The following is a 23386-nucleotide window of genomic DNA, read 5'->3' as shown; positions in this document are numbered from 1 at the left end:
GTCCTGCATAACAACAGAATCTTTTCAAAAATTGACCGCACTTTTATATCAGATCGAATTGTGTAAAGTGCGGTCGTTTTTATGAGCGTTTTAGTTCACCATTTTTTTCAGTTGATACAAATACGCCAATGCCTGTTTAGGGCTTAATTCATCAGGATCAAGTTTTTCAATTGCTGTTCGTAACGCCTCCATTTCTTGTTCAAAGGCAAGCTCTCCCTGGTGTTGATGAGCTTCTCGCAAAGCTTGAATTTGTTGATCGGCAGCATGACCCGATATTTTTTCTAATTGTGTCAATTTTTGCTTCGCCAGTTTAATGACTTGTTGCGGTACCCCGGCTAAGGCGGCAACCGCTAAACCATAACTTTTGCTTGCCGCCCCTTCTTGTACACTGTGCATAAAAGCAATGGTGTTATTATGCTCAAGGGCATCTAAATGCACGTTCACAATGCCTGCAAATTGTTCCGGCAAAGCAGTTAATTCAAAATAATGGGTGGCAAATAAGGTGAGCGAACGGATATTTTTCGCCAGCCATTCTGCACATGCCCAAGCAAGGGAAAGCCCATCATAGGTAGAAGTGCCTCGTCCAATTTCATCAATTAGTACCAAACTTTGTGCGCTGGCTTGATGGAGAATATTCGCCATTTCCGTCATTTCTACCATAAAGGTTGAACGACCGGAGGCAAGATCATCAGAGGCACCGATACGGGTGAAAATGCGGTCAATCGGCCCAATTTTTGCCTGATCTGCCGGAACAAAACTTCCCATATACGCCATTAACGCAATCAAGGCGGTTTGACGCATATAAGTACTTTTCCCCCCCATATTAGGGCCGGTAATGATGAGTAAATGACGATCTTTATTGAGTTCAACCGGATTGGCGATAAACGGCTCTTTAAGCACTTGTTCCACCACCGGATGACGGCCGTTTTCAATCGTCATACTGATTTCATCACAGAATGTAGGCATCACATAGTTTAATCGGTCTGCACGTTCCGCCAAATTCACTAATACATCTAATTCCGATAAGGCAAGGCTTGCCAGTTGTAAAGCGCCTAAATGTGGGAGCAGTAAATCGAATAATTCCTCGTAAAGCTGTTTTTCCAACGCCAACGCTGCCCCTTTGGATTTCAGCACTTTATCTTCATATTCCTTCAGTTCCGGAATGATGTAGCGTTCCGCATTTTTTAAGGTTTGGCGGCGAACATAATGAATCGGTGCTTTATGAGCTTGCCCTTGGCTAATTTGAATATAATAACCGTGAACGGCATTAAAACCGATTTTTAAGGTATCGATCCCAGTATTGTCCCGCTCTCGTTTTTCTAGATTCTCTAAATATTGAGTTGCACCATCAGAAAGGGTTCGCCATTCGTCCAATTCTTCATTGTATCCTTGTGCAATCACCCCACCATCACGAATCAAAAGTGGTGGCAAGTCAATAATGGCACGTTGTAGGAGATCACACTGTTCACTAAAATCTGCGATCTGAGTAAAAAGTGCGGTCAAAAATGGCGGTGTTTTTTGCTGAATGATCGCTTGTAATTCGGGGAGTTGCTCCAATGCAGTACGCAAACGGGTGAGATCCCGTGGACGTGCCGAACGCAATGCCACTCGAGCCAAAATACGTTCCATATCCCCCACTTGTTTTAAATAGGGTTGTAATTCATCTACTAGATCAAAATTTAAAATTTCTGCAATCGCCTGTTGGCGTTGGCGAAGTTTTTGGGTATCCCGAATAGGTTGATGAATCCAACGTTTGAGCAAACGGCTTCCCATTGGGGTGACACATTTATCCAACACTGAAGCAAGCGTATTCTCTGTGCCACCGGCAAGATTTTGAGTGAGTTCTAAATTGCGTCTTGTAGCGGCATCCAGTTGAATATAATCTTGATTTTGAATCACACTAATGCTGTTAATATGCGGTAAGGCGGTACGTTGAGTTTCTTTCGCATATTGCAACAAACAGCCCACTGCACTTAGTCCAAGTGGTGATTTTTCTACGCCAAAGGCACGCAAATCTTTCGTGCCGAATTGACGGTTGAGCTGGCTAATCGCCGTACCAAGTTCAAATTCCCAAATGGGGCGACGGCGTAATCCTTTACAATGTTCAATGATTGCCATTTCGCTGAAATCTTCGCAATAGAGCAACTCCACCGGAGCAATGCGTTGTAATTCCGCACGTAGCGTTTCTTTATTTTCAGGCTCGCACAGTTGAAAAAGGCCGGATGTCATATCTAATGTGGCTAAACCAAATTGATCTTTTTCTTGATAGATAGCAGCAATTAAATTGTCTTGGCGTTCCGGTAACAAGGCTTCATCACTCACTGTGCCTGGCGTTACAATCCGTACAATTTGACGTTCTACCGGCCCTTTGCTTGTTGCCGGATCCCCCACCTGCTCACAAATAGCGACAGACTCACCCAACTGAACCAATTTTGCTAAATAACCTTCTATGGCATGATAAGGCACCCCTGCCATCGGAATGGGCAGCCCCGCAGATTGTCCCCGCTTGGTTAGGGAGATATCCAATAATGCCGCCGCTTTTTTCGCATCATCATAAAACAGCTCATAAAAATCCCCCATACGATAAAACAGCAAAATATCCGGATTTTCCGCTTTGAGTTTGAGATATTGCTGCATCATTGGGGTATGTTGTGACATTTTTTCGTTTAAATTCATATTATTAAATTAATTAAGTTATTGATATTAAATGATTTTAAATAAGTTCATCGTTTCATAAAGTTTATCAAAGTTTCATAAAGTCTTATAAAAACCCATACTTAAATATAGGTTTATTTGTAGGCTCCTATAAACCTATAGTATAATATATAAGCACTTTTAAGGAGATATTTTATGAGTAATAGTATAAAAAAGCCATTAACGACAAAAACTATTGAGGCGATGAAGCCCAAAGATCCCGATAAAGCTGATATTGGAGAATACTCAGGTCTAAGAGTTACCTGTGGCAAGACAGGGCTGAAAACCTTTTTCTATCGTTATTCAAGCCCGATAACTCAAAAACTTACTCAAGTAAAAATTGGCTCATTTCCTGCTGTCAGTTTAGCAGAAGCGAGAAAGCAGCTTAAAGAATTGAAACATATTCGACTTGCAGGTCGCTGTCCCGCATCAGAACTAAAAAAATACAAGAAAGAACAAGCTAATCAAAAAAACCGTTCTATGTTAAAGATCTTATTGAACTCTATCTATCACAGTATATTGAAGATCACTATAGTGAAAATGGTCGTTTGATAGTCGGTGCAAGAAAACCTAAAGGACAGATGAAGTTCGTCGAACATTACATAATGATGTTGTCATTCCTTTTGGTAATAGGTTAGCGTCTTCTATAACTAGAAAAGAAATTGCCGAGCATATCTTGAAGATTGTAAATGAAAGAGGAGCTAATGTTCAAGCGGGTAACGTTCTTCGTGAGTGGGCTTTAGCTTACCGTTTTGCAATAGGATTAGACAAGTTTGATGAAAATTTTGTTAATCCTGCACTTTTAGCAAAAGAAACGTTAAAAATGAGTACTGTTAAGCTAACTAATAATCGGGGAACGCGAGCATTTGATCATAGAGAGCTTAGCATATTCTTAGAATGGATAAAAAAATCTCGCTTAACTGAAAAAATCCAAAATGTATTTTTGCTTACATTACTCACCGGATGCCGAACAGGAGAAATTTGTACAATAGAGTGGGATGATATTGATTTAGAAATGAAAACAATTTTCTTGAGAGAAACAAAAACAGGTACTTCCCGCTATGTCCAACTTTCTACACAAGCAATAGAACTCATAAAAACATTTGATCATTCAACGAGATACCTATTTCAAATGAGATTACAAGAAAAGCCAATACAACAAAAGTATCTAACAGAAAGAATGTGGGCTTTAAGAAAAAATGGCTTAATGTTAGATATTGAACATTGGTCTCCACACGATCTACGCAGAACGGTTCGTACCGGCTTAGCCCGTTTAGGCTGTCCAAATGAAGTTGGAGAGGCTATTTTAGGACATTCAAAAAAAGGAATTGAAGGAACTTATAATTTACATAGTTATGACAAAGAATGCCGTATTTGGTTACAGAAATGGGCTGATTATTTAGATGATTTAGTAATTGAGAAATAGGCAGTTTCCTGCCTATTACTTTAATTTTTTGATATGAGTAACTCTCGTTTTCCCGATTTTAATGGTTCTGATATAACCCCTTCTGCTTCAAGCTGCGCCATAATATTAGCAGCACGATTAAAACCAATGCTAAACTTGCGTATAATTGCCGAGATTGAAGTAGTTTCTGTTTTAATCACGAATTTGCGTACTTTATCAAATAAAGGATCCAGTTCGTCATTTAATAATGACAATGTTTCACCAGTAAAAATATCTTCTTGATATCGAGGTAGTCCAAACATACGCAGGAAATCTGTGATAGCCATAATTTCTTCATCACTGACAAAAGCACTGTGGATTCTTGTTAAATCAGGTGTGTTGGGATAATGTTTCATTTAAATTCACTTTCTTTCTCTTAATCTCAAAGTCATTTTAATGCTTAAATATTGATAAAGCCGAACTATGTCTTGCCTTTTAGGGGTCTATTCTATGAGTAATAAGAGAAAAAAGCCATTAACAATAAGAAACGATGGATAATTAAGCTCAAAGAGCCGGTCTCATCATTTATATGGTCTAAATAAAATAGGTGAGCTTTCCCCACCTGTCTATGAAAGCTCCGCTTTTAGAATCCCCTCTTCCAAACTTCCCAATAGAGGAAGATGCACTTGTTTTTAATAAGATCGACTGAGAATTTAGATTTTCAGATAAAAATTATTTATTCTTCTGCATAAAAAATATGAATTTTTAATTCATCCTTAAGAGCAAAATTCAATGATGTTCCACAGACAATCCTTGCATTTTCATTAACTTGCTCCGCAATCCAATCCGTAATCGAACACATAATATCAAAAGATAAACTAAAGTCAGATTCAATATTCACTAATGAAGATAATATCTTTTTATTTGATTTATTGAAATAATTTTTTATATTATGACGATATTCTTTGGTGCTATCTTTTACACATAAATACTTCACATTTCTACAATCTGAAAAAGCTAAACTAATATCAACAATATCCACATTAATCATCCCTGGATTAACTGACATATTGCATAAAGATCTTATTAACTCATTAATCTTATCAGAATTATTTTCATCTCCTATAAAATATGGAATATTAAATTTATCTAAAAAATCCTTATCTTTATTGAAAGATATAATAAAAGTAATTAATTCGGTATTATTTTCTATTATTTTTTCTAACTTTTTATTTGTTAATATTTTCTCATTTATATCACCAACTAATATAAAAACATCCATATTAACTATAGCATTATAATCAATGTCGCCATAAGAATAATAAGTGATGTTATATTCATCAATATTATTTATTAAGCTATCTGAAAACTTTCCAAATGTAATTAATCCTATTTGTAAACTAGGCTTATTTTCTACAACTTCCGGTAGTTTACTCTCTAGTATTTCTTGTGGTAAGTCTGCCTCACTAAATTCATTGATTAAGATTTTCCGTTTGTTGTTATAAGAAGGAGAAATAAAACCTTTATCTTCCAAAGAATCTAAAATTCTTGCAGCTCGATTAAAACCGATATGAAATTGACGTAGAATCGCAGATATCGAGGTATTTTGGCTATCAAGAATATATTTTAATACATCGGGAATTATTGGATCATATTTCGGTTTTTCTTCCATTCTTTTAGAAAAATCTTTAGGAAAATCAATATATTTCGGTTTTCCTTGCAAACGTAACCTTTCTGTAAAAAGTGAAATATCATCATCATTAATGAAAGGTGCTTGAACTCTAAGGGGAGCGTAATTTCCAGGTAGAGAAACCAACATATCACCTCTACCACACAAACATTCAGCGTCATTACAATCTATAATGATTCTAGAATCAGTTGCCGAAGTAACCGTAAATGCAATACGACTTGGAATATTGGCTTTAATCAGCTTCGTAATCACATCACCGGAAGGGCGTTGCGTTGCCAAAATAAGGTGAATACCAACCGCACGTGCTTTTTGTGCAAGTCGGGCGATTAACTCTTCAATTTGCTTGCTGGCAACCATCACAAGATCAGCAAATTCATCCAAAATCACCACGATATAGCTAAATTTTTTCAATGCCGGCGGCATTTGATCCGAAGTATCATCCTGTTTCCAAATCGGATTTGGAATCGGCATTCCCATTCCTTCATATTCATCAATTTTCTCATTAAAGCCTTCAATATTACGCACCTGCAAAGCAGAAAGTAATTGATAACGGCGTTCCATTTCATCCACACACCAACGTAAGGCATTTGCCGCTTTTTTCATATCGGTAACCACGGGTGTCAGCAAATGGGGAATGTCATTATATATACTTAATTCTACTACTTTAGGATCAACTAAGATCAATTTTAATTTTTCTGGCGATTGATGATGTAGCAGGCTTAATATTAAATTATGAATAAACATTGATTTTCCCGCACCTACACATCCACTAATTAACAAATGAGGAAATTTAGCCAAATTTGCTACGAATGCTCCATTTCTTTCTCCTAACAAGAAAGGAAGTTGCATATCTTTTGGATTTTGGAAAGCTTCACTTTGAACCGCCTCTAAAAATACATAAGGTTTTCTATCTTGATGAATGATTTGAAAGGAAACATCAGTACTTTCTTGTTGTGTAATCAAGATTGAAGGTAATTGAAATGCTTTATATAATTTTTTCTCTAAGGATTTTATTGTTGAAAAATCCTGACTTTTTTTAATTTCAAAATTGTAAGAATTAAAGTGAAAATAAGTAGTTACTGATTTAAATTTTATATTGATATTATACTCTTTATAAAATTCTTCTAATTTTTGGATAATTTGTTCATTTTTTAATGAACTATCATCGTTTGTTTTACTCATCATATCTATTTGTCTAGTAGAATAAAGTGAAAAATCATGCTATTTTTTATTATTTACTTCAGTATTATTTTCGATAAACCACTCTTTTTTATAACCATCTTCTATTAGTGTCCCTTCAATCGTCAACGTTTTATCTTCTTCATCAAGAGACAAAGATACTGTGGCTTTATTCAACGAGTTTTCAGCCGAGATTAACTCATAAGTATTATTCTTTGTTTCACAGCCCTTATATTGATGATAATTTCCTTCACTATCCTGATATTCAATCGTTAATTCTCCCTCTTTTTTCAGCCTCACTTCAACCAAGTATGTACAAATATAATCTCCAGTATTAAAATCAAATTCTATAGCAGTCAAATCTCGTTGGTTAATAACGTTGATTTGCTCAATAATATCTTTATCTTCACATAGACTAATCGGTCGTCTTTTTACTCGGATTCTCCTTGTGTCATACGATAGATCCCCCGATTCATCTTGATAAAAGTAAGCGACTGTAAATGGATATCTGTGAGGATTTCCTCGCCCTAGAGAAGGAATTTTTCTATATTCTTCAAGGGTTTTGTTGACCTCTTCATCCGTAATAGATTTTTTAAAGTCAAATAAAATCATTAAAGAATGATCCGGATGTCTAATTAATTTTTTAATTTCACCCACATTCTTTTCAGCTTTAAGGTTATTTCCTCCTTTTCTTGCCGATCTGATTGCAAATTCAACCGCGATATTATTAATGAGGAAATCAAAGCGACCTTGAACATTTGTAGTAATCTGTACCCCAGCTTCCGGTTCAAGATGATCAAAATAACCAAATAGGTAATTTCTTACTAACGGGAGTAATTCACGCTCTGTCTTTTCAGTAAAATTGAGCGTCTTTGTAAACCGCTTATTATGATAAGCCTGATACAAACGATAGAAAGCATCGATAACCTGTGATTGAGACGGCATAATAACCCCTTAATTAAGTAAAATAGAACAAAGATACTATAACCGATATTTTTAAAGGAGTAAAACACTTACAAAATAGCAATAAATGATAATTTAGGGCTTGAGCAATGTCGAAACTTTCAGTAACAGAGACGGATAGATTGATAGGTAAAAGGATTCAACAAAAAAGAAAAGAACTTGGATTTAGCGCCTCAGAGTTGTCGGAACAGATAGGTATCGCCCAACAGCAGCTTTCTCGCTACGAACGTGGAGAAAATAAAATCAATGTGGCTCACTTAGTCGAAATTGCAACCACCTTAAACACTGAAATCGGGTGGTTCTTTATTGATTGTGTATCCGATATTAAAAGTAATGACAAATGGAAGTTTATTCCTGTTTCAGAGGATAGTGTGCAAAATCGATTAGCGGCACACTTAGCTCGTCTAAGTGCAGATAAAAAACGAGGGCTTTTAGTCTTTTTAGAGACAGTTTTGTAGATAGCAATAAATATGCTAACATATTGATATATAATTTTAATATGAAAGCATTGCAACAAGGTGAACTTGACTGTTTATGTGGGATTTATAGCATTGTGAATGCTGTTTATTTCGTATCAAATAGAAAAATAAAACGTAAACCATTATTCAATGAGTTACTACTTGCTTATATGAATAATTGGGGAGTTTATGATCTCCTCACTAACGGTTTAGATATTTACCAAATGGAGTATTTACTCAACCATATATCTAAGTTATATAAAAAGATCAAAATTCAGCCTAATGAAATAAAGCGACGTTCAACTCTAAAATCTAACATTATTACCCACTTACAATCTCCAAACGCAGGTGTTTTATTCTCTACTTATTCTCATTGGAGTGTAATCAACAATTATACTGATGAAGAATTAATACTATTTGATAGCTGCTCAATAAAAAGCATTAATATATCAGAAATTCTACCTACATCAGTTTTCTTTATCTCATTTAATTCTTGAATAGTAGATACTTAATAATCAACTCTTTATTCCATTTTCTTTCTATTTCAGAGAACTTCCGATTTAAATGTCGAATTAAGTCATCTACACTAGCTTCATCTGTAACTAATTTTTTATATATAAATAAAAATAACTTTCTCAAATGTTCTTTTTTATAAGTATGGATATAGTAAGTAATAGCTAGTGATTTTAGTTCACTTTTTCTATATTTAATCTTTAATTTTTCAAAAATTGCAGTAAATCTTTCAGCTTTTTTCTCAATCTTTTTATTGATAGGTTCATAGGTATAGTAAGTTATTGTCTTAGGGAATTTCTTTTTAATCTCCTCTCTCCGCTTTCTTTGCTCTTTGTAGTTTCTTTTTTGCTCAGCAGTCTGACCTATTAAATTCTTATGCATATTGATACCTCTCTTAAATTCAACTGACTGTCAGTATATACCTATCAAAACTGACAATCAGCAAATTTTAGTTATTTATAACTGACTGTCAGTTTTTAACTCATAAAAAAGCCAAAATTCAGCTAATTCAGACTGATTTTCCCATATTTGTAAATGCATCTCGACAAAAGGTAATTCCGCCTTTTGATGACTATCGAGGTAGCTATGCAACTTATAAAACTTCGCCAGGTAATGGCAAAAACGACGTTATCAAAATCGACAATCTATCGCTTGATCAAATCATCTGATTTTCCACAGCCAAAAAAGCTTTCAGTAAGGGCGGTTGCGTGGTTAGAAGAAGAAATTGATGAATGGATTGAAGAGCGTTCTTCCACTTGTAAGTGCGTTTCTTCGCATTCTATTAGCACACTACAAGCATATTTACTTAGTAATACTAATTAATGGGGGAATTATGAGTAATACTATACTATTAAATAAGGCAGCAATTTATAAAATGAATAACTTCATTAGAGTAGGAAAATTCCGAGGCAATAATCTATGTATGGGAATTGATAAATTATCTTTTGTTTGTGATATAAAATCAAAAATAGAATATCAGGAAATATGTAGAAAACTAGAGTTCTTGTCCAAAGAAACATCAAGAAGGTATAATATCAAAAAGGAGATTGGGCTTAGTAATAAATATAAGGAAAACTTTAAAATTAGTTGCAAAAACAATCCTAGTTTCTATTTATTGATATCCTATGACCCTTTGTATAAGGTAAATGTTCCAACTATTCGCTTTGAGTTATCTCCACAATATGCAGAAATAGATTCAATCTTTAATATCGTGGAATGGCTGAAGAAAGGAATTGGTAAAGGAATAATAGAGAAATTATTTAGAAGAGCTAGAATAACAAGACTAGATCTTACTATTGATATTCATAGTAAAAAATTTATTACCAATTATTACTTCTCTATCTCGAAAGCAAGAACAGGTATTAGGTTTATAAATAATAAGGATAATCTTAAAAACAACTATGCTGTTGGTTCAAATCGTTCAAGTTTTTATCTACTGGTTTATGAAAAGGTAAAACTATATACTTCTAATAGCTATTATAGTGAAGACCTAATAACTGTTAGTGAAAAGGATATTGAAACTCGCATAACAAGGCTAGAGCTTAGGATAAAACCTAAAAATAAAGGGAAAAAATATCGACTTCATAATTTATCAAAACTAGACAATCCATTTTTACTCATAAAGATTTATGATGAAGAATTGATAGAAAATAACATTAGTGGTTTTCTTCCATATTTGCAAACAGCAAGGAGCTTACCTGTTTCAATAAAGAACTACTTAGCAAGCCAAAATGGTTCAACTCGCCATAATCAAGTTGTTTTAAATGACCAACTAAGAAAAGCTGAAAGCAAATTTCAACTTGATATAAATTGGGATAAATGGCAGGATATTGTAAAGCGTTTTGAGCCATTCTATAAATAACAAATACCAATAATAAAAAGCTACATAAGTGTAGGTTATTATGTAGCTTTTTATTTTAATAACGTGCCAACCCTTGCCAATCAATAAACATAACCCGCTGCATCATGAGAAAAATTATCTTCTGAAATCATTGAGTTACCTGTTTTGGGATAAGAAAATGGACGGCAATATAGACCGAAAAATAGAGACTTTAATGTAGGGTATTTTAGAGGTTGAGCGAGGAAAAAGCCAATTACAATTTAATTACAGGTGTATGTTTTCACCTAAATACGCCATTTGCTTCTATTTCAAAAAATAAACCGCACTTTTATGCGGTTTATTTTTCTGTCGTCAATATTATTGAGCGGCTTTTAATTTTTGATAATAGCTATCATACAGCTCAATGGCATCATCCACATCAAGTTGCCATTGGCTTCTATCGATCATGTCTTGAGTGATAAAGGTTGCACGATCATCCGTTAATTCTTTTGGCAAACGTTTTAATGCCTTGAGATTAGAAGTGGGATAGCCGATTTGTAAAGTCAGTTTTTCTGCCACATCCGCACTCAATAGATAATTAATCAGCTTGTGTGCGCTTTCCACATTTTTGGCGGTTTTCGGAATGGCCAAATTATCAATCCAAAGCATTGTGCCTTCTTTCGGATACTGCATATCAATTTTTGCCCCTTCGTTTTTGGCAATGCGAACGGAGCCATTCCATAATAAACCGACTTCTGTTTCACCTGAAATAAAGCTGCTGGATGGGTTATCCGAATTAAATGCCAAAATATTGCCACGTAATTTAAGCAATTCTTGATAAGCCTCTTCCAAGACTTTTGGATCTTGCGTATTCGGGTCTTTGTTCATTTTTAACAGGGCAATATTGAACAATTCTCTTGGATCATCCAACATTTGCAGACGCCCCTTAAATTCTGGTTTCCACAGATCGCCCCAAGATTGAAATTGGGCGGGATTTTGCGTATCCGTGTTATAAGCAATACCGGTCGCCCCAAATAATTGAGGTAAGGAATATTTGTTGCCTTTATCAAAAGGTTTATCCAGCATATTCGGATCTAATTCTTTGATAACGGGCAGTTTTTCGTGATCTAATGCCTTTAGCATATCTTCCCGAATCATTTTGGAGACAAAATAGCTAGTGGGGGCAATCACATCATAGCCACCGTTTTCACCCTGAGTTTTCAGTTTAGCGTACATGGTCTCATTTGATTCCAAACTGGAAACAATCACTTTAATCCCGGTTTCCTTGGTAAAGTTGTCCAGTAAACCTTCCGGCACATATTCGCTCCAAGTATAGAGATAAACCGTATTGTCATTCGCCATTGCGATATTGTGGGTGCTAAATAAAAATACACTTGAAGTGAAAAGTGCGGTCAATTTTTTCATAATTTTTTATTCTCCTTAATACAGAAAATAAAACCAGATCTTTCAAGTAAGATCGCCACACTCAAAGAGGGAAGAACCTTAGTATTTGAGGCTCCGCCATTGTAGGGTAACAAGGCGGATTTGCAACATTTTTATAACATTTAAACCGCCTTGGAAGGGGAAATGAACAGAGGTCTAATGAGTTTGAAGCCCCAAAAATCCCATAAAACTACGATGATTTTTGCAAGAAATGGGCAATTTTTTCCATTGCCTGTGTTCGGCGTTCGTCCCGTTCAAATAAAATCTCGTGTTTTGCTTGATGAATGAGCTCGCAATGAGCGTGAGGGAAAAGTGCGGTCAGTTTTTCCAAGGTTTTGTTATCCACGATTTTTTCTTTTTCCGATTGCAAAATCAGCACCGGTATTTCAATGCGGGGAAGAATGGTAGGCAAGCGTTTGATCGCACTCAGGCATAAATGTACCCAGCGGAAGGTCGGGCCGCCAAGGTGAAGATCGGGATATTTTCGGTTGATTCTATTCATCCATTTCATACGGGTTTTACAAAAACTCAGCTCATTTTGTTCAAGATGCGCCGGTTTGTAAGCCCCTTTGCCGAAAACATAACGCGTCCCCTGCCCCAGTAAATTCATGGTGGCAATTATCAGCTCATCACGAATCGGCTGTTTTAACGGCACGCCAAAGAAAGGGGAAGAAAGCACCGCTTTGTGAATGTGATGATCGCAATTTGCCAAATAATAAGCAGCAATCAATGAACCAAGAGAATGGGAAATCAGATGTTGGGTTTGATAGTCAAAAAGTGCGGTCGTTTCTTCAATCACTTTTTGCATATCCTCCACATAAAAACGAAATTCATCTAAATGCCCTTTTTCCGGATTTTGTAAAAGCCGCTCGGAATAGCCTTGACCACGGTGGTCAAACAGCAATACATCATAGCCTTGATGATAAAAATCATAGGCAAGCTCCGACCATTTCATCATATTCTCCGCCCGCCCGTTCACCAAAACCATCAATTTTTTGACCGCACTTCCCTCGTGAACAAAATGGCGATAGGCAATACGAATATTGCCTTTCCCAACAACATATTGGGTAGGCACACTTTCAAAAAAAGGCAACAATTCCACTAAGGCAAATTGGCAAAAACGGGGTTCTCTTATCATAATCATGATTCCAACGGCTTTTGGATAAAAATAACGCAATTAATGGGCTTTTGTCATATTTTGATGTCATGCCATTATTCAGAAAAATCAGCCAAAACCGACCGCACTTTAAGGATTTGGGGGAGTCGGCATTATAGCATTTATTATTCCAAATTCGGCATTCTCTTTCCCTCAGATTTCATTCTAATAACGTTCAAGTTTCAATCAATTAAAGCAAGCCAAAGTATAAAATATTGCGCAAAAAAAAAACAACTTATAATCATTTTTTAACCAATTTAATGATTTAACCAAAGAGGAAAACCCAGTGAAATTCAACAAAACCACCCTATTTTTTACCGCACTTTTTGCTTTTTCCACCGCTACGCTTAGCCAAGTGGCTTTTTCGGATAGTGAAAGCCAATTTCAACAGGGCGTTGAAGCTATAGAAAAAGGCGATTTTCAAACCGCTTACAATCTTTGGAAGCCTTTAGCAGAGCAAGGGGATGCACAGGCTCAATTTAATTTGGCGCTGATGTATGACAATGGACAAGGCGTAAAACAAGATGACCACCAAGCGGTGAAATGGTACCGCTTAGCGGCGGAGCAAGGGCATGCAAAGGCTCAATTTAATTTGGGGAATGCATATTTGAACGGACAAGGCGTAAAACAAGATGACCACCAAGCCGTGAAGTGGTTCCGCTTAGCCGCTGAGCAAGGGGAGGCAAAGGCTCAATTTAATTTGGGCGTGATGTATGACAACGGACGGGGCGTAAAACAAGATGACTACCAAGCCGTGAAGTGGTTCCGCTTAGCCGCTGAGCAAGGGCATGCAAAGGCTCAAGGTATGCTGGCGACAATGTACTTCTTGGGTGAAGGGGTTAGACAAGATATGCAAAAAGCAAAAGAGTGGATGGGAAAGAGTTGTGAGAATGGTGATCAAGGTGCCTGTGATATGTATCGTAATTTGAATGAGGGGAAATAGTATGCGTAAAAAGTTAGCATCATTTTTGGGTATGGCTGCCTTTTGGGCATTTTTAATTTTAGGGGGATGTATCGTTTTTCTACCCTATGTTGGCGTATATATCACTTATGTGTGTTTACCTGTGGGCATTATTATAAGGAAAGTGAGAATAATACATTAGCAAAAAAATGGTATGAAAAAGCCGCAGAGCAAAAAATTACTCGTGCTTATGTGGGATTGGCGAATCTTGAGGAAAACAAATCAGATAAAAAAGCCTTGTTAGAAAAAGCCTCAGCCTTAGGTGATGCGAAGGCTGATTATAATTTGGCAATTTCTTATTTGGAAAATGATGAACTCACCGCAGCAATGTTGGTAGAAAAATCAGCCAAAGCAGGTTATTTTCATGCAATGTCCTTATTATCCGGAATGTATCGAGAAGGAATCGGGGTAAAACAAAACTGGGAGAAAGCCTTTGATTGGTCGTTACAAACTTATCAACGGGCGAAAGCGTTAAATGTGGCAGCTGTTGATTTATCCATACCGGCTACGAAAAATACCAATCTTTTATTTGAAGATACTTATAAACAATTGGTAATTTTCTATTTGTTAGGGATTGGTACAGAGAAAAACGAAGCCAAAGCTCAACAGTTATTAGCAGAGAGAAATTCACTTGTACAAAACAAAACAGTGAAGAATATTCTAGAAGAATTATCTCTTGATGAATTAAAAGTCGAGATTCTGACTATGGATATTCCGAAAGAATATCAAGAACGGGTAGCAATTTTAGAGGCAGAAATGAACAGCAATCATGATCCTGAATTTTGGTTAAAATTAGGTGAGAAAACGGAAGATCAGACAAAAGCCAAAGACTATTTTGGTTCTGCCTGCGATTTTGGTAGTCAGAAAGGTTGTGATAAATATCGTGAAATTAATGAAAAACAAATGAATAAATAACGAGAAAATAATGAAAAACAAATGAATAAATAACGAGAAAATAATAAACGGTCGGCTGTTTTCGGGTAAACAACCGACCGTTTTTACATTCGTGAGGGAAGATTACATCACATCACCAACTGTTTCAAAATACGGCGAACCGGCTCAGCAGCACCCCATAGGAGTTGGTCGCCTACGGTGAAGGCAGAGAGGTATTCGCCACCCATGGCGAGTTTGCGTAAACGTCCGACTGGTACACTTAATGTGCCTGTTACTTTCGCCGGCGTTAATTCTTTTAAGGTTGTTTCTTTGTCGTTTGGAATCACTTTCACCCATTCATTGTGTGAGGCAATGATTTGCTCAATTTCCGCTAATGGTAAATCTTTTTTCAATTTGATGGTGAAGGCTTGGCTGTGGCAACGTAATGCACCAATACGTACACATAAGCCATCAACAGGAATTGGGTTGTCACTTAAGCCAAGAATTTTGTTGGTTTCGGCATAGCCTTTCCATTCTTCTTTAGTTTGTCCGGTTTCCAGTAACAGTTTGTCGATCCAAGGGATAAGGCTACCGCCCAATGCTGCCCCAAAGTTTTCTGTTGGGAAATCGGCAGAACGCATTTCTGCAGTAACTTTACGTTCAATATCTAAAATAGAAGATGCCGGGTTAGCTAATTCCTCTTTCACCGCATCACGCAATAAGCCCATTTGGGAAAGCAATTCACGCATATTTTTTGCACCGGCACCTGACGCGGCTTGGTAGGTTGCCACCGAGACCCATTCCACTAAATCACGCTCAAATAACCCACCGATTGCCATCAGCATAAGACTGACGGTACAGTTCCCCCCCACAAAGGTTTTAATGCCGTTTTTTAAGCCTTCGTCAATTACATTTTGATTGACCGGATCAAGCACGATAATGGCATCTTTTTCCATACGCAATGCGGAAGCCGCATCCACCCAGTAGCCGTTCCAACCGGTTGCTTTTAATTTCGGATAGACCTCGTTAGTGTAATCCCCCCCCTGACAGGTAACGATAATATCTAATTTTTTGAGTTCATCAATATCGAAGGCATTTTTGAGTTCACCTGCGTCTTTGCCGGCAAAAACAGGTGCTTTTTGCCCTGCTTGTGAAGTGGTGAAGAAAATAGGGTTGATGTTTGCAAAATCATTTTCTTGCACCATTCGATCCATTAATACGGAACCGACCATTCCGCGCCATCCAATAAAACCAACGTTTTTCATAGTTTTTTCCTTTGTTAATGTTGTGTTTGAATGGGTTTATTAATTACAAGATAGTGCGGTCAAAATCAAGTATTTTTATGATGGAGAGCAATAAATTTATGAGTGGATTAATTGTTATCAATAAAAAATCCCCTTTCGGGGATTTTTAGCTATTTTTCAGTTTTTCTCGTGGTTTTTTTCGCCGTAGATTTAGCCTTAGATTTGACCGCACTTTTTTTCACGCCGGTTTTAGAGGTTTCGGCTTTTTTGTCTACCGATTTTTTTACTGTAGCATTTTGCTTTGGCTTTTCGCTCAAATGTTCTGCTTTCCACTCGTTAAGTTTTTCCAGTAAGATTTTACCCATTGGGCTTGGATCGCCAGTAAAGAGGGTTTGCAAACCGTTATTTTCAATAATATGACGGCGTAAAGCCAGACGTTCTTCATGGTTTTCTGCTAAACGAATCGCTCTTTCTACATATTCATCGACGGTATTGGCAATGAGCCATTCAGGTAAACCTAAACGTTTAAATAAGCCTTCATCAATATGTTCATGCACTTCAGGCCCGGTTTTACAAATTCCCACCAAACCAAGGGTCACCATATCAATAATGCCGTTTGTATTCCCAAATGGGAATGGGTTTACCATCATATCGCAGTGATACAAAACCTGAAGATACTGATGGTAAGGCGAGTGAGCGTGAGCGGTGGCATCGTCACCTAAATAAGATTTAATAAAACGCTCAACATAAGGGTGAGTGATGCCGCTAGATTGCCCTAATGCAAAGTGGAAGTGAACTTTCACTTTAGCACGATCACGAATGGCTTTTAATGCCTCCAAGAAATAAGGATTCAATTTCATTGTTGTAGAGGCTATTCCGATATTCACGACTTCCGGATGAGTGCGTAAGCGATATTCTATATTCTGTGGTGCGAGGGCTGATGGCACATAAGGAAGCGCATCTTTTGGTAAACGTAACAACGTTTCGCTGAAACATTCTTCTGATCCCACATAGTCATCTTCAACAATCACATATTCAATAAAATCTGAATGGGTAGTCGCAGGGTGACCTAATGCAATGACTTGAATAGGCGCAAGGCGGGTGTTGCTGGCAAAAATAGTGGTGAGATCCATTCCGATACTTGGCATATAAAATACCGATGCGCCATTTTCTTCACAAATAGTTTTTAAAAACGTGAGTTTTTCGATAATGGAATTGCCTTCAATTAAGTGAAATTCATCAAAGACGGCACGACCGGCATCATCTACGGCACTGCCACCGATTCCAATTAGATGGAAACGCTCACGTGCCGCTTGCATAGAGGTCGAGTGGGTTCGATAAATTGAATGGGCGGAGTGGAAATGTTCTAAGAGAACAATCATTACCGGTTTACCGTTACGCTCACCTAATTTTGTTACATCTCGGTCTGTCCAACCTGAAGCGATAAGATGACGGCGGATAACTTGATTTAATGCGTGCTTAACATTATGTTTATTGGCGGCTACGTCATAACTACAATGCATATAGACATCATGAGAAATACCACTAGGAAGATTGTTTAGATTTTCAATCTGCGCTAATTTTTCAGGGAACCATTGCAAGAGGGTTGCACGTTTACCAAACGATTGTTCTGTACCAATAAAACGAGGTGACTGTAATGCAAAACACAGTGAGGCACAAAGCTCAGGATCAAGATTCCATAATGCATCCAAATTAAGATGAACATTTGATTCAGGTAAATAGAGAATACAGAATTTAACTAATTCTGATGTATCTAAGTGAATATTTAATGGATCTTGAGGTGTAGGATTACGATTGTAGGTTTGTAAGATATGATCTGCGTTAACAAAAGGGGATGAAGCAAAAATCATATTTAACCAACGTTGTAAAACAAAGAAACGTTGTGCTCCGGAAGGGGAAATATCTAATTGAGGATCGCTAAACAATTGAGTGATGGCAACAACCATTCGAGTGCAAAAGTAGATATTTTTCTCTTTGGTTAGGTTCTCAAGTTGCTGAGGAAAATCAATTTCAATATCTTGAATATCGCCAAAATTTGAGTCAATTTTACCCAGAATATCAAGTAATTCGACACAAGCCGCTTCATAGTTTTTAGCTGCGACCTCTTTTTCAAAACGCAGTACACTCGGTTTCTTCACTTCAGACACTTTACCCTCCTTCTCAATTTTTAACAGATTCCCCACAGATCGTATTCATCTGATTGGGTAATGGTGACTTTAATGACATCACCGACTTTCACATTGATGCCGTTTGGGTTATCGACATAAACTAGGCCATCAATTTCCGGTGCATCCGCTTTTGAACGTCCCACAATTCCTTCTTCATCAATTTCATCGACTAACACATCCAAGGTTTTACCTATTTTTTGTTTTAACCGCTCGGCTGAAATTTCTTGTTGTAATTGCATAAAACGATGGTAGCGTTCTTCTTTGATTTCTTCCGGTATTTGATCTGCCATCTCCGTTGCCGGTGCACCTTCTACCGGACTAAACTTAAAGCAACCTACACGGTCAAGTTGAGCTTCTTTTAAGAAATCAAGTAGTAATTGGAAATCTTCTTCGGTTTCACCCGGAAAACCTACAATAAAGGTGGAACGCAAGGTTAAATCAGGACAAATTTCACGCCATTTTTTTATGCGTTCTAAAGTGCGGTCAATACTGCCCGGTCTTTTCATTGCTTTGAGAATTTTTGGGCTGGCATGCTGTAAGGGTATATCTAAATAAGGTAGTAATATGCCTTCTGCCATCAGTGGAATTAAATCATCCACGTGGGGATATGGATAAACATAATGCAAACGCACCCAAATGCCGAGTTTTCCCAATTGCTTACAGAGCGTCATCAAATCATTTTTGATCGGCATTCCGTTCCAAAATGATGTTTTTACTCCGCCTTCTTGGCGTTTTAAATCCATAGAATAAGCAGAGGTATCTTGCGATACAACGAGTAACTCTTTCACGCCGGCTTCGGCTAAACGTTTGGCTTCATCCAATACTTGAGTGATGGAACGACTTTCCAAATCACCACGCATGGAAGGAATAATGCAAAAAGTGCAACGATGATCACAGCCCTCAGAAATTTTCAAATAAGCATAATGTTTTGGTGTGAGTTTCACCCCTTGCTTTGGGACAAGGCTCGTGTAAGGGTTATGAGAAGGCTTAGGTACATATTTGTGTACTTGTGCCATCACGGCTTCATAACTATGAGGGCCCGTTACTTCCAACACTTTAGGATGCACTTCACGAATACGATCTTCTTTTGCGCCTAAGCAACCGGTTACAATCACCCGACCATTTTCTTCCAGCGCTTCGCCAATAGCTTCCAAGGACTCTTGCACGGCACTATCAATAAAACCGCAAGTATTGACAATGACCAAATCAACATTTTCGTAACTTGGCACAATATTGTACCCGTCTGTTCGCAGCTCCGTTAAAATTCGCTCGGAGTCAACCAAGTTTTTGGGGCAACCCAGACTTACGAAGCCAATATTTCCGGTTGGATTTTGCATAAATTTATCTCGACTTTAGCCATATTAAAGCGTCTAATTCTACTCAATTTCAATGTGAAAGGCGATCAATTAAAGGTAAAAAAATTGTAAAATTAGCTGTATTTTATTTTTCAACCCGTTAGAATTTTTACCCAATTTTATTAAGAATAATGACATTATGGAAAATTCACCGCTTATTTTGACCGCACTTTTAAGTTCTCATCATTTGATTATCCTCGGAAAAATGTTTTTAGCCTTGCTTTTGGGGAGCATTATTGGTCTGGAACGTGAGTTAAAACACAAACCTGTCGGTATCAAAACCTGTTCGATTATTGCGATTACGACTTGCGTATTAACCATGGTTTCCATTCAAGCAGCGGAACATTATGCGCAAGTTTCAGAAAATATTCGTACCGACCCAATGCGCCTTGCTGCACAGGTGATTAGCGGGATTGGTTTTCTTGGCGCTGGCGTTATTTTGCATAAAAAGAATGATGCCATTTCCGGCTTAACAACGGCTGCAATTATTTGGGCTGCCGCTGGTATTGGTATTGCAACCGGTGCAGGCTTTATTTTTGATGCGCTGATTGCAACAGTGATGATTTTGGTTTCGGTGCGTTTCAGTCCGATGGTGCAACGTTTAGTAAGGCGTAAAGGTCGTAAAAAGAAAACTAAAATTATCATTCATCTCAGCTCATCGGCTTCTCTTGCTGTGATTACTAACTTGTTAATTCAAAACGATTACCGTATTGAAAATCTTTCGGTCAAAGATTTGGTTAATAACGAAGTTCGTGTACAAATTCGATGTTTTGCAATTGATAGCACGATGATTAAAGATATTTACACCCTATTAAAAACGGAAGAAGGGGTGTTGAGCGTGGAGTTGTTTGAAAATTAAGATTAGGGGGATAATTCCCCCTTATTTTTTTATCTTAAAGTAGATTATCACTTCATTGCCATGCTACCCTTTACTTTTGATTGTTTTATGATCAGATATTGTTCATTCCTTTATCCCTTTCTTTCTTCAAGCACAATAAAAAATCAAACGTTCTCTCGTTAGTCAATATTTTCTTTACATTGTTACTCAAAATAATATGATAATCATTATCAATTTAATTTCGCTTTAAGGAATACCATGTATAAAAATAGAATCGCACTTTTTATCTGTGCGACCTTGTATGCTACAAATACATTTTCAGAAGAAAAAATCACTGACAATCAATCCAATATGCTACCGGAAATTGTGGTATATGGAGAACATAATAAATCACTTTCCTCCACTCAAACGCTCACTTCCGCAGAGATGGAAAAAACGCCGACAAGCAATAACAACATCACCGATTATTTACGCTCTAACCCACATATTCGTTATGAAGACAGCGATCAGGACGGTTTTCAACGTGGCGAAATTAAGCCGCAAAATATCTCAATTAATGGTGCGGATGCAAACCAAACTGCTTATTTTGTGGACAATGTCAATGTAAACAATGATTTAACGGTGGATAGTGAAATCTTTGACGGTGCAATGCAAGTCTTACCGGGAATTAGCCATACACAGGCTTATTTCTTTGATGCTTCTATGCTTTCCAAAGTTGAAGTACATGACAGCAATATTTCCGCCAGTCTAGGTGGCTTTATGGGGGGAGCAGTGGTCGCCAAAACGAAACAATATAATGGTAAAGATAGTGTTTCACTCAAATATCGCACGACAAATTCCGGCTGGGCAAAAATGAATGTCGATAATTCGGCACAAAATTTATTGGATAAAATCAGACCTGATGCCGCCGGTGTTGCCGAATTTCAGCCTAAATATCGCAAGCAAACATTCAACATCGTTTTGGAAAAAGGCTTAACTGATAATTTAGGTATGGTGCTGGGTTACAGTAAACGTCATTCCCGTATCCAACAAAATCGACTCATCGGATACGATACCGAAGCCAAACTAAATAAACAAAATCACCTACGCAATTCCGATAATTTATTGCTGAATTTCAACTTAGCGGCAAGTGAAAAAGATCGTTTTGAACTAGGATTCCGTTATTCCAATTATAAAGAACAAAAATATTACACGACCAATATTGATAGCGATGTTAGCGACTATCACCAAGCCTTCGGCACGACATTGGCATGGGTGCATTCATTTGATTCTGGCGTTTGGACAAATACCCTTGCTTATGATCGTTTCAACGATAGACGAAAATCCTCTTCTGCCAATGTAGAAACAGTTTCTGTTTTTGATGAAAATGATGAGCAGTTTTACGATTATGAAAAAGGCGGTTATGGTAACAGTTCTCTGACACAAGATAATCTTCATTTCTCAACGGAATTTGCCGTTGATCCTTTTGATTTAGGCACAAGTCGCCATTCTATTTCCGTTGGTGGTATTTATCAGGCAACACATTATAAATTCCACCGACCTCAAGATGTTCGCCAAAAACTGATTGTTCAATCTCCGTTTTATCCATCGGAAAGCACCAGTATCACTTATAGCGGTCGTGCTAAAACCCGTTATCAAAACTTTGTCTTTTATGCGGAAGATTTAATCTCTTGGAAAAAATTGGAATTTCGCCCCGGAGTACGTATCGAAAGGGATGATTATTTACAAAACAATAATATCGCCCCACGTTTTGTGGCTCGCTATAAACCTTGGGAAGAAACCGGTTTAACATTAGGATTGAACCGTTATTACGGCCGCTCTTTCGCGTCATTAAAACTGACCAATGAAATTTTAAAAATCAACCGTGATACCAGCCGTGAATATCAAGCATTCAATTCACTAAAAACGCCTTATGCCGATGAAGTCAGTTTGGGAATAGAGCAAGAATTCGGCAATTTAGCATTTAAATTGAATTACATTCACCGCCAGAATAAAAATCGGATTCTATTAAAACGCGACGCCAACCGAGTAAATTCCTATCATAATGGCAGTGATTTCAGCGTGGATATTTATACATTCCAAGTCAATAACATTGAACCTTGGAAATGGGGAAATACCTACTGGACAGGTTCATTAGGCTTTGATTGGCTGAACACAAAACGTGCCGATATTGGTCGAGAGCTTGATCCAAATGAGACCGTTTATCTTGATGGTAAATTAATGACCCGCCGCAATATGCTAAATAAAGCTAATAGCTCTACGGAAGATTGGATTGCCCGATTGGGTGTGGATATGACGATTCCGGATTACCATATTACTTGGTCAAATAAAGTTTATATGAAAGCCCCGATTCGCAGCTACGAATTACTGGATAGTAATTTTGACGATGATATTTCCCGTTACCGCTCATACCATTATGGTCGCCATACTCAGTGGGATTCCAGCATTCGTTGGCAACCGACAATTACTGGTAATCACAGTGTTTATTTACAGGTTGATATCCTAAACGTACTTAATCAAACCCGTAAATCCAAAACCGTTAGAGCCATTTCAACGAATGATGAATACGGTATCTACACGCCCGGTCGTGAATTTTGGTTGGAAGTCGGCTACAAATTTTAAGTTAA

The 23386-nt window shown here is 37.4% G+C and carries 19 protein-coding genes and 1 pseudogene; 10 read left to right on the top strand and 10 right to left on the bottom strand.

What is annotated here, in order from left to right; all coding sequences use genetic code 11:
• Window positions 1-90: 90 nt before the first annotated feature.
• Window positions 91-2676, bottom strand: coding sequence for a DNA mismatch repair protein MutS (gene mutS / locus BKK54_RS08515; protein WP_077542656.1), 2586 nt, complete (start codon window positions 2674-2676; stop codon window positions 91-93).
• Between the two features lie 174 nt (window positions 2677-2850).
• On the opposite strand from mutS, the gene BKK54_RS12050 reads away from it, so the two are divergent.
• Window positions 2851-3246, top strand: coding sequence for an Arm DNA-binding domain-containing protein (locus BKK54_RS12050; protein ID WP_244153128.1), 396 nt, complete (start codon window positions 2851-2853; stop codon window positions 3244-3246).
• Window positions 3247-3370: 124 nt separating this feature from the next.
• Window positions 3371-4120 (top strand): tyrosine-type recombinase/integrase, encoded by a 750-nt coding sequence (locus BKK54_RS12045; protein ID WP_244153127.1) that lies wholly within the window; start codon window positions 3371-3373, stop codon window positions 4118-4120.
• 20 nt (window positions 4121-4140) lie between these two features.
• Here the strand turns inward: BKK54_RS12045 and BKK54_RS08505 are convergent, their stop codons facing one another.
• The 3 genes and pseudogenes from BKK54_RS08505 to BKK54_RS08495 form a co-directional block, all read right to left on the bottom strand.
• Window positions 4141-4494: a DNA translocase FtsK gene (locus BKK54_RS08505; RefSeq protein WP_077542655.1), complete on the bottom strand. Its 354-nt coding sequence runs from the start codon at window positions 4492-4494 to the stop codon at window positions 4141-4143.
• Between the two features lie 1064 nt (window positions 4495-5558).
• Window positions 5559-6650 (bottom strand): annotated as a pseudogene (locus tag BKK54_RS12035) (FtsK/SpoIIIE domain-containing protein); the annotation flags it as partial.
• Between the two features lie 339 nt (window positions 6651-6989).
• A complete protein-coding gene (locus BKK54_RS08495) occupies window positions 6990-7892 on the bottom strand; it encodes a hypothetical protein (RefSeq protein ID WP_077542653.1) in 903 nt (300 codons plus the stop codon).
• Window positions 7893-7999: 107 nt separating this feature from the next.
• Here BKK54_RS08495 and BKK54_RS08490 point away from each other — a divergent pair, with 107 nt between their 5' ends.
• Together BKK54_RS08490 and BKK54_RS08485 are read left to right on the top strand one after the other, a co-directional pair.
• Window positions 8000-8368, top strand: a complete 369-nt coding sequence (locus BKK54_RS08490; protein WP_077542652.1) for a helix-turn-helix domain-containing protein — start codon at window positions 8000-8002, stop codon at window positions 8366-8368.
• A gap of 41 nt (window positions 8369-8409) precedes the next feature.
• Window positions 8410-8865 carry a hypothetical protein gene (locus BKK54_RS08485; RefSeq protein ID WP_077542651.1) on the top strand — a complete coding sequence of 152 codons (456 nt, stop codon included), beginning with the start codon at window positions 8410-8412 and terminating at the stop codon, window positions 8863-8865.
• On the opposite strand, the gene BKK54_RS08480 is transcribed toward BKK54_RS08485, so the two are convergent.
• Window positions 8855-9262, bottom strand: coding sequence for a hypothetical protein (locus tag BKK54_RS08480; RefSeq protein WP_077542650.1), 408 nt, complete (start codon window positions 9260-9262; stop codon window positions 8855-8857). The two genes, BKK54_RS08485 and BKK54_RS08480, sit on opposite strands and share 11 nt — an antisense overlap.
• Window positions 9263-9466: 204 nt before the next feature.
• Here BKK54_RS08480 and BKK54_RS08475 point away from each other — a divergent pair, with 204 nt between their 5' ends.
• The gene (locus BKK54_RS08475; protein ID WP_077542649.1) at window positions 9467-9703 is read left to right on the top strand and encodes an AlpA family phage regulatory protein; all 237 of its coding nucleotides are present in this window, start codon (window positions 9467-9469) and stop codon (window positions 9701-9703) included.
• 10 nt (window positions 9704-9713) lie between these two features.
• The gene (locus BKK54_RS08470) at window positions 9714-10742 is read left to right on the top strand and encodes a hypothetical protein (RefSeq protein ID WP_077542648.1); all 1029 of its coding nucleotides are present in this window, start codon (window positions 9714-9716) and stop codon (window positions 10740-10742) included.
• A 336-nt stretch (window positions 10743-11078) separates the two neighbouring features.
• Here the strand turns inward: BKK54_RS08470 and BKK54_RS08465 are convergent, their stop codons facing one another.
• Both BKK54_RS08465 and BKK54_RS08460 read right to left on the bottom strand, forming a co-directional pair.
• Entirely contained in the window at window positions 11079-12125 is a 1047-nt protein-coding gene (locus BKK54_RS08465; protein ID WP_077542647.1) for an extracellular solute-binding protein, read from the bottom strand.
• Between the two features lie 208 nt (window positions 12126-12333).
• Window positions 12334-13281, bottom strand: a complete 948-nt coding sequence (locus BKK54_RS08460) for an alpha/beta fold hydrolase (protein ID WP_077542646.1) — start codon at window positions 13279-13281, stop codon at window positions 12334-12336.
• A gap of 304 nt (window positions 13282-13585) precedes the next feature.
• On the opposite strand from BKK54_RS08460, the gene BKK54_RS08455 reads away from it, so the two are divergent.
• Both BKK54_RS08455 and BKK54_RS11660 read left to right on the top strand, forming a co-directional pair.
• On the top strand, window positions 13586-14242 hold the full coding sequence (locus tag BKK54_RS08455) for a tetratricopeptide repeat protein (protein WP_077542645.1): 657 nt from the start codon (window positions 13586-13588) through the stop codon (window positions 14240-14242).
• A gap of 66 nt (window positions 14243-14308) precedes the next feature.
• A complete protein-coding gene (locus BKK54_RS11660; RefSeq protein WP_143541446.1) occupies window positions 14309-15175 on the top strand; it encodes a tetratricopeptide repeat protein in 867 nt (288 codons plus the stop codon).
• A gap of 107 nt (window positions 15176-15282) precedes the next feature.
• Here the strand turns inward: BKK54_RS11660 and asd are convergent, their stop codons facing one another.
• The 3 genes from asd to rimO form a co-directional block, all read right to left on the bottom strand.
• Window positions 15283-16398: an aspartate-semialdehyde dehydrogenase gene (gene asd / locus BKK54_RS08445; RefSeq protein ID WP_077542644.1), complete on the bottom strand. Its 1116-nt coding sequence runs from the start codon at window positions 16396-16398 to the stop codon at window positions 15283-15285.
• Between the two features lie 149 nt (window positions 16399-16547).
• A complete protein-coding gene (locus BKK54_RS08440; RefSeq protein ID WP_077542643.1) occupies window positions 16548-18545 on the bottom strand; it encodes a UDP-glucose:protein N-beta-glucosyltransferase in 1998 nt (665 codons plus the stop codon).
• Window positions 18546-18565: 20 nt separating this feature from the next.
• Window positions 18566-19903 (bottom strand): 30S ribosomal protein S12 methylthiotransferase RimO, encoded by a 1338-nt coding sequence (gene rimO, locus BKK54_RS08435; RefSeq protein ID WP_077542642.1) that lies wholly within the window; start codon window positions 19901-19903, stop codon window positions 18566-18568.
• Between the two features lie 157 nt (window positions 19904-20060).
• On the opposite strand from rimO, the gene BKK54_RS08430 reads away from it, so the two are divergent.
• The gene (locus tag BKK54_RS08430; protein ID WP_077542641.1) at window positions 20061-20780 is read left to right on the top strand and encodes an MgtC/SapB family protein; all 720 of its coding nucleotides are present in this window, start codon (window positions 20061-20063) and stop codon (window positions 20778-20780) included.
• A 237-nt stretch (window positions 20781-21017) separates the two neighbouring features.
• Window positions 21018-23381, top strand: a complete 2364-nt coding sequence (locus tag BKK54_RS08425; RefSeq protein ID WP_077542640.1) for a TonB-dependent receptor plug domain-containing protein — start codon at window positions 21018-21020, stop codon at window positions 23379-23381.
• The last annotated feature ends 5 nt before the right edge of the window (window positions 23382-23386 follow it).

It is taken from the genome of Rodentibacter genomosp. 1, assembly GCF_001999285.1.
Classification (GTDB): Bacteria; Pseudomonadota; Gammaproteobacteria; order Enterobacterales; family Pasteurellaceae; genus Rodentibacter.
The sequence above is the reverse complement of the archived record's forward strand: the minus strand, read 5'-3'. Positions and strand labels throughout refer to the sequence as shown.